The organism is Tenacibaculum profundi (assembly GCF_057162725.1).
The window spans coordinates 3,672,936-3,686,160 of the sequence record NZ_CM169894.1; the positions used below are offsets into that span (position 1 = coordinate 3,672,936).

The following is a 13,225-nucleotide window of genomic DNA, read 5'->3' on the forward strand; positions in this document are numbered from 1 at the left end:
TTTAGCGTATGTAATTAAGTATTTTATTTAAGTTTTTATAAAAAATATACATAATTAACAATATGATTATTTTCTTTATAAAGAATATTAACCTAAATTTTTAATATGATTATTAATTTTAAAGCTTCCAAATTTTTATCTGCTGTATTTTTTCTTATAGGATGTAATAATTTCGCTCAAAATGACCATAGTAAACAGGATATGAAGGAGATCATCTCTGTAATGAAAAAACAGGAAGAAGCTTGGTCTAAAAATGATTTAGAAGGCTTTATGAAAGGATATTGGAAAAGTAATTCATTAAAATTTTTTGGAAAAAATGGTCTTACTGAGGGTTGGAAAAATACTCTTAATAATTATAAAAAGAATTATCCGACGAAAGAACATACAGGTAATTTAAGTTTTAAAATAAGTGATATCTCAAAAATAAACAACGGTGCTTATTTTGTTATGGGAGAATACTTGCTCAAAAAAAAACAAGAAAAAGCTAAAGGAGTTTTTATGGTTATTTTTAAAAGAATAAATGGAAAATGGAAGATTATAGCAGATATGTCTTGTTAAAAGTCAAACGATTATTATAAAAAAAACCTTAATCTAAGATTAAAGGTTTTTTTATTCGTTTTTTTAATTTTTATTATTTTAAGCTTCCTGTCATGTCCTCGGGCTTTACCCAATCATCATAATGCTCAGCAGTGACATAACCTAAGTTAATAGCTTCTTCTTTTAAGGTGGTACCATTAGCATGAGCGGTATTGGCTATTTCGGCAGCCTTATAATAACCTATTTTAGTGTTTAAGGCAGTAACAAGCATTAGTGAATTATTTACAAGCTCCGTTATTCTTGCATAGTTTGGTTCAATACCAGAAGCGCAGTTTATATCAAATGAAACACAAGCATCTCCAATTAATTGAGCTGATTGCAGAACGTTAGCAGCCATCATAGGTTTAAAAACATTTAACTCATAATGCCCTTGAGTTCCCCCAACAGTAACAGCAACATCATTCCCCATAACTTGGGCACAAACCATAGTCATGGCTTCAGCTTGTGTCGGGTTTACTTTTCCGGGCATAATGGAAGACCCTGGCTCATTTGCAGGAATTATTAATTCTCCAATTCCAGAACGTGGTCCTGAAGCCATTAAACGAATATCATTAGCAATTTTGTTTAACGAAACAGCCAATTGTTTTAATGCGCCATGAGTTTCAACTAAAGCATCATGAGCCGCTAAGGCTTCAAATTTGTTTTCAGCAGTTATAAAAGGAAGGTTGGTAAATTCAGCAATATATTTAGCAACCAACACATCGTATCCTTGAGGAGTATTAAGACCGGTACCAACAGCAGTACCTCCTAAAGCCAATTGAGATAAATGAGCCATTGTATTTTTTAAAGCCTTTAAACCAAAGTCTAATTGAGCTACATAACCCGAAAATTCTTGTCCTAATGTAAGCGGAGTAGCATCCATTAAATGTGTACGCCCAATTTTAACAACATTTTTAAACTCTTCAGATTTCTTTTGTAGAGTATTTCTTAACTGCTCAACACCAGGAATGGTAACTTCTACTATTTTTTTGTAAGCAGCGATGTGCATTCCAGTAGGAAATGTGTCATTTGAAGATTGGGATTTATTGACATCATCATTGGGTTGAATAGTTTTTTCACCTTCACCAATTATTTTTCCCGCTATTTCATGTGCCCTATTTGCAATAACTTCATTAACATTCATGTTTGATTGCGTTCCAGAACCGGTTTGCCAAATGACTAAAGGGAACTGATCATTATGTTTACCTGATAAAATTTCATCACAAACCAAACCAATTAAATCACGTTTATCATTAGTTAAAACGCCTAAGTCAGCATTTGCATAGGCTGCAGCCTTCTTTAGGTAAGCGAAGCCATAAACAACCTCTAAAGGCATAGAACCAGCTGGTCCAATTTTAAAATTATTTCTTGAGCGCTCTGTTTGAGCTCCCCAATATTTATCAGCAGGTACTTCTACCTTACCCATAGTGTCTTTTTCGATTCTGTATTTCATTATTTAGTGATTTAAATATGCTAAGAATTAATCATCATCAAAATTACAAATTCTACTGATTTTAATAGATGATTTTTATTAGATTTTATTGTTTGATATAAAAAATAGTTATAATTTTGCTACGTAACAATTATTAATGTAATACAAATGTTAGATTTTTCACAGTTTTCAGGATTAGTTTTGTTCATGTTTATTTTTACGGCTGGTTTTTGGTTGTTGATATTCTTATTAACATTTGTGGTTCCTTACTGGATAGGTGGTACTATCTGGGAAAACTTTAAATTGAAAAAAGAGGCAAAAAAAGCTGCTGAAGGTAAGTAGTTTTTATATATAAAATTTTAATTAAACTCGTTTCTAAAAGTAACGGGTTTTTTTATTTGATAAACATACCTTATATAAAATTAATTGACAAAATTTTTATTGATAGGTACTTGGTTTCAAGTAAACTTTTCTTTTTTAGAAAACCTTTCTTCTATTAAACATAAATTAATGTTATAAGGCCTTCAAATATATACAGATAAAAGCGAACTCATTTTATGAACAGGTGTCAAAAAAATAATTAAAGTTGTGAGTTAGAGGTATTCGTTTCTGAAGTTTCAACAATGTATTTATGATTGGTTTAAATATAGCTTTTGTAATTTTTATTTTTTTAAAACACTTTCATCCATAATTTCATTCCTAAAGAAACTATTCTAAGTATGCATCAGGCTTACAAAGTTCTATTTGTTTAAATTTTAATTTTACAATACCTGATAATTCAAATTGTTTTAAGATTTTAGAAATTACTTCTCTTGTTGTACCAATTTCTTTAGAGAGTTCATTGTGCGAGAGTTTTATAATATTTGTATTCTTTTTTTGGGTGTATAATTTTAAATATTCAAATAATCTTTTATCAATTTTATTAAAGGCAAGGTTTTTAAACGAATGAAGAAGATCTTGATAGCTAAAAATAAATGAGCTGGTTGTGAAGTTATTCCATGATTTATATTTAAAACTCCATTCTTTCACATACCGAACAGGAATTTTAATAATGGTTGTCTCCTCTTCTGCTTTTGCTTGTACAAGGCTCAAACAGTCTCGAAAAGCAGCAGATAAAGATAGAACGCATGTTTGAACAGGAGTAACATAGTAAAGTAGAATTTGTCGATCTTCGTTTTCCTGCCAAACCCTAACTTTTCCTGATATTACAATAGCTAACCATTTTATATATTTACCTTTTTCAACTATAAAGCTTTCTTTGTTTACTGTTTGCACGATAGCATTATCCAAAATGTCTTTTTTTAGATTTTCTTCAGTAATAGATAAAGACTTAAATAATTGATCAAACTCTTTCATAGTTATGATTTTGTTGTTGTTTTAAAATTTTTTTGTTTCGGAAACTTAAACTTTTTAAATTATAAACTCACAGCGTTAGGAACTAATCCTTTATAATTACCATTGTTTCTTATAACGTCTCTTACAATAGATGATGAAATATAACTTTTACCTGACGAGGTGAGTAAAAAAACTGTTTCAATTTCAGAGAGTTTCCTATTCGTATGTGCAATAGCCTTCTCAAATTCAAAATCTGCAGGATTTCGGAGACCTCTTAAAATAAAATTAGCATTTTGTTCTTTACAGAAATTAACCGTTAGACCTCTATAGGTAAGAACTTTAATTTTTGGTTCGTGTATAAAAGTTTTTTCAATAAATTTTTTTCGTTCTTCTAATGAAAACATATATTTTTTTTCAGCATTGATACCAATGGCAATAATTAACTCGTCAAACAAGGTAACTCCTCTCTCTATTATGTCAACATGCCCAAGAGTTATGGGGTCAAAGGAACCAGGAAAAACAGCTTTTTTCATAAAGGTAGAAATGTATAATAGGTTGTTTATTATTTGTTTAAAGATTGTTGTACAGAATTATTAAATAATTCGGACAGTTCTATACCATATTCTTTTGCCTGTTTTGGTAAAATACTAGCTTCCGTTAAACCTGGTACAGTATTCATTTCCAGAAAATGAGGAACATCTTTCACAAGTATATATTCAGAACGTGAAAAACCAGTCATATTTAATATGGTATAAACTTTTTTTGCCATTTCTTTTACTTTCGTTTCTTGAAACTTGGTAAGCCTTGCAGGTGTGATTTCTTCAGATTTACCGTTATATTTTGCGTCATAATCAAAAAAATCATTTTCAGATACTATTTCAGTTATTGGGAGTACAGTTACTTCCCCTTTATATTCTATAACACCAACGGAAACTTCAATACCATCTAAAAAGCTTTCAATAAGTATTTCAGAGTCTTCTTTAAAAGCTTTGTCAATAGCTTTTGATAAGTTTTTTTCTTTATAAATTTTCGAAATCCCAAAACTAGAGCCAGCATTATTCGGTTTAACAAAACAAGGGAGTCCAACTTTTTCTATTATTTCAGAAGTAGTGTAATTAGCTCCTTTATTAAGGTAAACAGATTCTGCAGTAGGAATACCGTAATGTTTAACCGCACTTAAAGTGTCTCTTTTGTTAAAAGTTAGCGCCATTTGGTAAAACGGTGCAGATGTGTGTTTCATATTTATTAATTCAAAATAAGCAAGAAGCTTTCCATCTTCTCCTGGGCTACCATGAATTGCATTAAATACACAATCAAATGTTATTTTTTTATCACCTTTAAAAAAAGAAAAGTCTTTTTTTTCAATTTCATATTCCTTGTTATTATCAATAACTACCCATTTATTAGGTAAAATATGAACTTGGTACGGGTTGAATTTCTCTTTGTCAAGATGTTTAAAGGCGACACTACCACTTTTCATAGAAATAGCAACTTCCGAAGAGTACCCCCCCATAACAACGGCTATATTTTTTTTCATTTATAAATTAAGTTATCAATTATAGTAAAAGTAGTTTTTACAAACTTACCAAAAAAGTAAATTACATGTAATTTGTCAATTAACTTTAACAATAAGATGTTATCAATAAAACATAAACTAAAATAAAGAGAGCATTCGATAATTATTATAAACTGAGTTAACTATTTTTGGTGTAAATTTGTGTGATTTTACTAAAATTATGATGAGCAACATTTCAGAAAAAATTAAAGGAGTATTATTATTTCTAAAAAGTAAAAACTTTTTAAAACAAGTTGTGATTTCAGTTATTGGAATATTTTTAGCTGTTGTCTTGTTGCAATGGTGGCTAAATCTAACTACGAATCATGGGCAAAAAATTCAAGTCCCAGATTTAGATAAACTATTGTTAGAAGAGGTAGAAAGAAAGTTAAATGAGCTTGATTTAAAATATTTAGTTATTGATAGTGCTAGCTATAATCCAAATTATCCTAAAAAATCAGTGATAGATCAGAATCCATCGGCAGGTGATTTTGTAAAAGAAAAAAGAAAAATATACTTAACCTTAAACCCATCGAGATATAGAGATGTTGAAATACCTGACTTAAATGGCAGGACAAGAAGACAAGCAATTACACATTTAAGATCCATAGGTTTTGTAGTGGGAGAAAAAATTACATGGGTAAAGGATTTAGGAAAAGATGTTGTAAGAGGTTTGACTTTTAAAGGAAAAAAAATCAAACCAGGAGCTAAAATACCAAAAAGATCTAAAATTAATTTAATTTTGGGTGATGGGAACGGAGAAGAATAAAAAATCTAAGGAAGATAAAAGCCAAGATATGGATAATGATGAGTTATACGAACACTATCGTTTTATAGCTAATGAGGGGCAGGCTCCTTTGAGAGTGGACAAGTTTTTAATGAATTTTATCGAGAACGCTACTCGAAATAAAATACAACAAGCTGCTAAGGCGGGAAATATTTTAGTAAATGAAATTCCAGTAAAAGCAAATTATAAAATTAAACCAAAAGATGAGGTAAAGGTTGTTTTGGCATATCCTCCTCATGAAAATTTATTGGTAGCTGAAAATCTGCCTTTAGATATAGTGTATGAAGATCAAGATGTTATAGTTGTTAATAAATCACCAGGCATGGTGGTTCATCCTGGTCATGGAAATTACTCAGGAACTTTAGTAAATGGATTAATACATCATATAGAAAATTTACCAAATAATTCTAGTGATCGCCCAGGGCTAGTACACAGAATTGATAAGGATACAAGTGGTTTACTTGTAGTGGCAAAAACAGAACATGCAATGGTGCATTTATCAAAACAATTTTTTGATAAAACAACAGAGCGCTTGTATTACGCATTGGTTTGGGGTAGTGTAGAGGAAGACAAGGGTACAATTAAAGGGAATATTGGTAGAAGTCTAAAAGATAGAATGCAGATGTCAGTTTTTCCAGATGGAGAATATGGAAAACCAGCAGTAACCCATTATGAAGTAATAGAAAGATTTACCTATGTTACTTTGGTAAAATGTAGACTCGAAACAGGGAGAACTCATCAAATAAGAGCCCATTTTAAACATATAGGTCATACTTTATTTAATGACGAACGCTATGGAGGAAATCAGATACTCAAAGGAACTACTTTTAGTAAGTATAAACAATTTGTAGACAATTGTTTTAAAGAGTTGCCAAGACAAGCATTACACGCAAAAACATTAGGCTTTGTACATCCAAGGAGTGGTAAATATTTAGAGTTTAATTCTGAACTTCCAATAGATATTCAAAATTGCATTGAAAAATGGAGACGGTATTCTAAAAGCTCTACTACTGAATAATAAAATTATTGAATTTCTAAGAGTGTATTATTGTGTCAAAAAATAAGTTCTACATTTTTTGTTTTTACTATGCGAATAGTTAATATAAACAATACACAACTTATATACTTATTAAGTAACACCATACTGAATGACAAACAAAAGAAACCAAAGCTGTTCGGTTAATTTTTTGAACTTAATTAAAAACCTTTAATGTTAAATTAAGTAATCGAATCCATATTCGTAATTAAGTCTTTTATTTTGAAGGGGTTATTGTTTTTTTGTTTTTTTTAAGTGTTGATTATTAAAAGCTTTTTTGTAATCGCTGAGAATTGGATATTTCAAAAACTTTTGCGTAATTGGTTTAATATTAAAATCTCAGAGTAGTTTTTTTTATGTCAAAGCATGAGTTTTTACTAAGTTCAAAATTCTTTCAAATTGTTCTTTCAATCCCATGTCTGAATTATCAAACTCAATAGCATCTTCAGCAACAACTAATGGAGAATCAGCTCTTGTTGAATCAATTCTGTCTCTTTCTTGTACGTTATGAAGAATTTCTTCATAGTTGACACGATCTCCTCTGTCTACCAATTCTTTGTAGCGTCTTTTGGCACGTTTATCAGCCGAAGCAGTCATGAATAGTTTAAGCTCAGCATTAGGAAAAACAACGGTTCCAATATCTCTCCCGTCCATAACAACTCCTTTATTTTTACCCATATTTTGTTGCTCGCTGACCAATTTTTTGCGTATTTCAGATATTGTTGCTACTTTACTAACCAGTTTAGAAACCTCAATCGTTCTAATTTCTTTTTCAACATTAGTGCCATTTAAATAGACTTCAGCATAGCCTAGAGAGGGGTTAAATACAAAGGAAATAGAAATACTACTTAGATCATCGATTAGTTCTGTAGTGTTGAAATGATTTTTTGAGATTAAATTTTGTTGCATTGCATATAGTGTTACAGCTCTGTACATTGCTCCTGTATCTACATAAATATATCCTAATTCTTTAGCAAGTTGCTTGGCAATAGTACTTTTTCCTGTAGAGGAAAACCCATCAATGGCTATTGTTATTTTTTTGGTCATAAAATTTCTGTAATTATAACAAATATAGTGTATATTCTTATAAAAGATGGCTCAAATAAATAGAAAGATTTAGAGAGAAATCACAATAATTTAATTTCTATTTACATAGTAATTTGAATATTATTTAATAGAAATGGTTGCTTTCATAATTAAATATGACTAATGTAATTAATCTTTGTCAAGGTCAATTTGAATACCAAACGTATTTGTATTTGTAGCTGAATGAAACTTTGAGTAAGCATAATTGAACTTGAAATATTTATTTTTGATACCAATACCAAACGATAGGCCACCAAAAGAACGTACATTTTGCAATTGCAATTCTTTACCTCTTCTAAAGTTATACCCCATTCTTAAATTTATTGCTTTGTTTTTAAATAGTTCAGCTCCAAAACTTACGTGTCTTATTAAATTATTGAGAAAGGATATATTTTCTTCGTACTCGTTGCCTTCCAAATCTGTTTTCTGATTAGAAGGGTTAGGAACGCCTAACTTCCATTTTTGTAAGTTATCAACGGTTATATGCCATGTAAGTGGCATTTTTTCCAGATTATAGGAAAAAGCAATTGCTATGTCAAGTGGCAGTTTTTCACGAGTATTGATGAATGGAGTTAATTGTTTTCCAATATTTCTTAATAGTATGCTAAATATAAAAGGAATATTTTTCTTTCGATAAGAAAAACCTAGGTCAAAAGCAATTCCCGTAGAAGAAAATGTATCTATGTAAGCATAAATAAATTTAGTATTTATGCCCAAATACAAATTACAATCACATAATTTTTTTGCATAACCTATTGATAAAGAGATGTCATTTGCGTTAAAAGAACCGTTTTCTCTTCCTTCTTCATCAATTCTAAGCAAAGAACCATAGGTTAAATAGTTTATATTTCCGTATAAAGTCCCAAAACTTTTGTTGATATAATGCGCATATGATAAAGATCCAATTTGAATATCCGATAAATAGCTGGTGTAGTTGACTGATATTTGTTTGTGTAAAGTATGAGTTATAATAGAAGGGTTCCAGGCAGGTTGGTCAATGTCATTTTCTAACGTATATATCTTACCGCCCATCGCAACTTGCCTTGGTGAGCTAGAAATATTAAGAAATGAAAAAATAGAGTTACCACCTGTTTGAGTAAATGAAGGTGTGTTAAAAAGAAGCAGTAATAAGCTAAATTTTATGTTCACAGGTTTAAATTTATCTTAATCAAAAAGGTAATGAATTATTTTATTTTTTTGATTGTATTGAAATGTTTTTTTGTAAATGTGAGGATTATTTTATATTTTGCCCGCTGGCAGATTATTTATATGTTGCTATTTATTAAAACAATATGTATCTTTCCGCCCCCTAAAAAGAATTCCTTAGATGAGTGAAATATTAGCTAAAAGCATAAGAATACTTTTAGTAACAATGATGTTATTTTTAAGTTTGGTCCTAAAAGGACAATCATTGCTTGCTCCAGACTTAGGAGATATTGATGTTAATAATTTTGTTTGTAGTCAAGGTTCTAATGTTGACTTCGACTTGACTTTTAAAATTACAGGGGGGTTATTTGAACCTGACAATGTGTTTCAAGTTGAGTTATCTGATGAAAATGGTACATTTACTTCGACTCCGGATAGGTTTATTAGTCGAATAGCAAATAAAAATAATACTTTTCTGGATATACCAGCAACGTTTCAATTCCCTGCAGGTACTTTTGGAACAAAATATCGGATAAGAATTGTTGCTTCTAATCCACCAGTCCAAGGTCCAGCCTCCGATTTTTTTTCAGCTTATGATATGATAGATGATAACATACCTACGACGTCTCCAGGAACACAATACATTTGCGGTAATTCAGGAGATGCTGTTGAAATTGTTTTAAACACAACGAAAACAGCAAAATTTGAATGGTATAAAGATGGTGTTTTTTTAAAAGAAACGAATGAGCCGAGAATTAGTGTAAACGACGAGGGGAGATATGTAGCAAGGATTGAATATGGTGCTTGTGGAACTGTTAGTTCTATATCAAGTAGGGTGATTGTTGTAGAAAGCAATGTAGCAAATATTCTAGGGCAAAATGAAATTGAAATATGTTCAGATGAAACACATACTTTTGAGGCAGAAGATATTACTGTTCCTGGTGTCACTTTGATATATAATTGGTATAAAGATGATGAGCTAGTGACTTCTTCACCTTCTAGAACTTATACTACGCCTAATACACGTCAATTTGGAACCTACCACTTAGAAGTACAAGCAGGTAATAATTGTACTTTTCGGTCACAAGATATTATTTTAAGGCAAAAGTCAACGGCAAGTTTTACAATAACCAATAATCAAACAGGGAAAGATATAATACTACCCGGAGAAACAAAAGAATTAACGTTTGAAATAGAGCCTGCGTCTACTTCAGTTGATGTTATTTGGTTTAAAGACGGACAACAAATAAGTGTTTTTTCACAATCACTCAACGCTATAGAACCTGGAAAATACTATGCAAGAGTTACAGAAACAGCAGGTGCCAGTGGATGTCGTTTTTCGCAAGATTCTGAAATTTTTGAACTAGTAGGTTTAGATGAATTTGACTTAACCATTCGAACTTCTAATAATTATGTTGAATGTGATAGTGATTCTACAGATCTACTAATGGTTGGTGTTACAGCTATAGGAACAGATGGTGAAGAATATCAATTATCAGATGATCAAATAAATGAAAATTTAAACTACAAATGGTTTAAGAATGGTGTTGATACAGGAGTAACAACTAGTAGCTTAAATGTTCTATCTTACACAGAAAATGGATTATATAAATTAGTAGCGAGTACCCGATCTGGTAATAGCATTAGTAATGAATCAAATGAGATAGATGTCAAACTAACAGTAAGATCTCCAGAAATTTTATCAAGTTCAACATCCAACTCCTTGTGTGACGGAGGAACTATTACTTTATCTTTTTTAGAAATGGTTGCTGGATTTACGTATACATGGTTTAAAGATAATGAAGAGCTGACATTAAGTGATCCTAAAACTTTAGAAGTTATTGAGCCAGGAGAATATAAATTGCAAGTCTCTGGCTTTGGCTGTTTAAAAGAATTAGATCCTGTTAATATAATACCCTTTGATGATTCGGCTGTTCAGGTGACACCATCTCAAATAGTAGTACTACTATCAGGCGAAGCAACAATAATAACGGCAAGTGGAGCCGAATCTTATGAATGGTATGAAGAAGATTCAGGAGATTTATTGTCAACAAATGAAACAGTTGAAGTAAATAATATCGGACTTTATTCGTTAATAGCTAAAGTAGGTGATTGTCGGGTGACAAAAATGATAGAGGTTGTTGAACAAGATGATCAAATTATTGTGCCAAATATTATATCTCCTAAAACAATAGACGGAATAAATGATACTTGGCAAATATCAAATAGATATTCTTTTCAACCAACGGTGACCATTAGTATTTATAATTCTAACGGGGGCGAGGTTTTAACAACAACCGAATATAAAAATGATTGGCCTAAAGATGATTTAGGAAATCAAAGAATATTTTATTACAAAATAATAAGAGATGAGAAGCTTGTTAAAGCAGGAAGTATCTCAGTAATAGACTAGAAGGGAAATATATGATTAAAAGAAATATTATTTTAGGACTGCTCATGTACTCAGCCATAGTTGGGGCCCAGGTTTCTGGTGGTTCGCAAAAATATAATAGCTTTACATCAAGGAATTTTATGAAGTTTAATCGCTTTCTTACAGTGCCTACTTTTTCGGCTTTAAGAGAAAATAAAACTTCCTTAAATGCAATTGTTAGGAATAGTTTTGTTGATTTTGAGGATTCTCCAAAGTTATATCTTTTAAGTTATGCAGGTAAAATGAGAGAAAATGTAGGTGCAGGATTAGCGGTTTATCAGCAAGAAGTAGGAGTATTTAAAGATTTTGGAGCTTTAGCTAATTACGCTCACAGAATGCAACTTAGTGATAATTTAGATCTGACATTTGGTTTTAATGTACTTTACAGTAGGAGAAGTGCAGATGGCTTAAAAGTCAACACACAGCAACCAGACCCTGCCATAAGTAATTTTCAAGATATTCCTATAGTTAATTGGCAACCGGCAGTTACTTTGTCTTTTGGCAAGTTTGATGTTGGAGTGTTTTTTGAAAATTTATTGGATTTTGAACTTAGAGAAAATAAAATGGCAACATCATTCTCAGAAAAAACATATTCAGGTCATTTAGTATATACCCATGAGTTTACTTATGCTGGAGGAATTTTTGAAGCTGCAGTTTTCAGAGTTTTAGGTTTAGCTAGAAAGCCAGGTGATGGTGATTTTGGTTATGGAGGAAATGTTATTTTTGATCTACCTAAAGCAGGTTGGCTAAAAGCAGGTTATGATAAGGAATATGGCATTTCAGCAGGAGCAGGTGTTAATTTATCAGATAAAATTTCCATTGGTTTTTCATATGAAAAAGGAGATTTCGCAGCTACCAATGAGATAGGAATCATCTATAATTTTGGCGAAAAGAGTTTTTCAAGAAGAGTTCCAAAAAGGAGGTCAGGAAGTGTTAGTGTAAAACTTCCTGAAAGAAAGCCGAAAAATAAATTTAGAGCCAATGATTCATCTAAAGAATTAAATAGCGCTTATGATTCAATTAATAAATTAAATAAAAAAGTTGATGAAATTCTGCGAATTTTAAAGGAAAATCCGCCTCCAGCTAAAGAGTTGCCTGAGGAAAAAGATACTTCTGAACTTGTAGTAATTCCAGAAAACGAAGAAAAAGATACATCTTTAAGAAGAAGAACTGATACACCGTGGAGAAGAAGTACTATAACAAGAACAAGAAACGGTGGTAGTAGAACAGCTTATTATGTGGCAGCCAATCAATTCAAAAGTAAAGAAAATGCTGAAGCATATATAGAAGAAAAGAAATGGAAATTTGAAAAAGAAGGTATAGATGCTAAGTATGTATATGACTCGAAAACCAAGTTTTACTATGTTTATTTTGATAGTTTTGCTAAAAAAGAGAATGCAGAAAGAATGACCGAAGAATTCAAAGATAAAAAACTTTTCGATGGAGAAGATAATGATCCTTTGGCTTTAAAGAATAAAAAAACATATAAAGAAGCTGTATTTATTGTAAAAATAACTACAGGAGATGGTAAACAAACTTATAAAGAGCGGAAACCACAACCACCAGCAAAAATTTTAACAATAAAAAAAGTTGGAAATATGGAAGAAGGTTATTATATTCAGGTCGGTGCTTTTGGTAATAAAGCGTATGCAGATAGATTTGTAGATGAACTACAAAATGATAATATAGCTGCTGGTTACTTTATACATCCAAGTACTGGGCTAAGACACGTATACATATTAAAAACGATAAGCAAAGCGAAGGCTATTAAACTATATGAAAATAACCTAAATGGAGCTTATTACGATCGAAAATCAATCGTAAATATTAAATAATTTAAA

12 protein-coding genes are annotated in these 13,225 nt (G+C 30.9%); 6 read left to right on the forward strand and 6 right to left on the reverse strand.

Annotated features, from left to right (window positions below):
* The first annotated feature begins 105 nt into the window (after nt 1–105).
* A complete protein-coding gene (locus AC2GW8_RS15070) occupies nt 106–558 on the forward strand; it encodes a Cif family virulence factor (RefSeq protein ID WP_440880705.1) in 453 nt (150 codons plus the stop codon).
* Nucleotides 559–631: 73 nt separating this feature from the next.
* Here the strand turns inward: AC2GW8_RS15070 and fumC are convergent, their stop codons facing one another.
* On the reverse strand, nt 632–2,029 hold the full coding sequence (fumC, locus tag AC2GW8_RS15075; protein ID WP_440880706.1) for a class II fumarate hydratase: 1,398 nt from the start codon (nt 2,027–2,029) through the stop codon (nt 632–634).
* Nucleotides 2,030–2,176: 147 nt separating this feature from the next.
* On the opposite strand from fumC, the gene AC2GW8_RS15080 reads away from it, so the two are divergent.
* Nucleotides 2,177–2,350, forward strand: coding sequence for a hypothetical protein (locus tag AC2GW8_RS15080; protein WP_440880707.1), 174 nt, complete (start codon nt 2,177–2,179; stop codon nt 2,348–2,350).
* 366 nt (nt 2,351–2,716) lie between these two features.
* Here AC2GW8_RS15080 and AC2GW8_RS15085 read toward each other — a convergent pair whose 3' ends face one another.
* The 3 genes from AC2GW8_RS15085 to AC2GW8_RS15095 are packed head-to-tail and all read right to left on the reverse strand — an operon-like array spanning nt 2,717 to nt 4,880.
* The gene (locus tag AC2GW8_RS15085; protein ID WP_440880708.1) at nt 2,717–3,364 is read right to left on the reverse strand and encodes a Crp/Fnr family transcriptional regulator; all 648 of its coding nucleotides are present in this window, start codon (nt 3,362–3,364) and stop codon (nt 2,717–2,719) included.
* Nucleotides 3,365–3,423: 59 nt separating this feature from the next.
* On the reverse strand, nt 3,424–3,876 hold the full coding sequence (coaD, locus tag AC2GW8_RS15090) for a pantetheine-phosphate adenylyltransferase (protein WP_440880709.1): 453 nt from the start codon (nt 3,874–3,876) through the stop codon (nt 3,424–3,426).
* 29 nt (nt 3,877–3,905) lie between these two features.
* The gene (locus tag AC2GW8_RS15095; protein WP_440880710.1) at nt 3,906–4,880 is read right to left on the reverse strand and encodes a D-alanine--D-alanine ligase; all 975 of its coding nucleotides are present in this window, start codon (nt 4,878–4,880) and stop codon (nt 3,906–3,908) included.
* A 202-nt stretch (nt 4,881–5,082) separates the two neighbouring features.
* On the opposite strand from AC2GW8_RS15095, the gene AC2GW8_RS15100 reads away from it, so the two are divergent.
* Together AC2GW8_RS15100 and AC2GW8_RS15105 are read left to right on the forward strand one after the other, a co-directional pair.
* Nucleotides 5,083–5,667, forward strand: coding sequence for a PASTA domain-containing protein (locus AC2GW8_RS15100; RefSeq protein ID WP_440880711.1), 585 nt, complete (start codon nt 5,083–5,085; stop codon nt 5,665–5,667).
* 28 nt (nt 5,668–5,695) lie between these two features.
* Nucleotides 5,696–6,703, forward strand: a complete 1,008-nt coding sequence (locus AC2GW8_RS15105; protein WP_440882224.1) for an RluA family pseudouridine synthase — start codon at nt 5,696–5,698, stop codon at nt 6,701–6,703.
* A 372-nt stretch (nt 6,704–7,075) separates the two neighbouring features.
* On the opposite strand, the gene cmk is transcribed toward AC2GW8_RS15105, so the two are convergent.
* Both cmk and porQ read right to left on the reverse strand, forming a co-directional pair.
* A complete protein-coding gene (cmk, locus tag AC2GW8_RS15110) occupies nt 7,076–7,768 on the reverse strand; it encodes a (d)CMP kinase (protein WP_440880712.1) in 693 nt (230 codons plus the stop codon).
* 168 nt (nt 7,769–7,936) lie between these two features.
* Nucleotides 7,937–8,956 (reverse strand): type IX secretion system protein PorQ, encoded by a 1,020-nt coding sequence (porQ, locus tag AC2GW8_RS15115; RefSeq protein ID WP_440880713.1) that lies wholly within the window; start codon nt 8,954–8,956, stop codon nt 7,937–7,939.
* Between the two features lie 178 nt (nt 8,957–9,134).
* Here porQ and AC2GW8_RS15120 point away from each other — a divergent pair, with 178 nt between their 5' ends.
* Both AC2GW8_RS15120 and AC2GW8_RS15125 read left to right on the forward strand, forming a co-directional pair.
* Nucleotides 9,135–11,366, forward strand: a complete 2,232-nt coding sequence (locus tag AC2GW8_RS15120) for a T9SS type B sorting domain-containing protein (protein ID WP_440880714.1) — start codon at nt 9,135–9,137, stop codon at nt 11,364–11,366.
* A gap of 11 nt (nt 11,367–11,377) precedes the next feature.
* Nucleotides 11,378–13,219, forward strand: coding sequence for a PorP/SprF family type IX secretion system membrane protein (locus AC2GW8_RS15125; RefSeq protein WP_440880715.1), 1,842 nt, complete (start codon nt 11,378–11,380; stop codon nt 13,217–13,219).
* Nucleotides 13,220–13,225 lie beyond the last annotated feature (6 nt).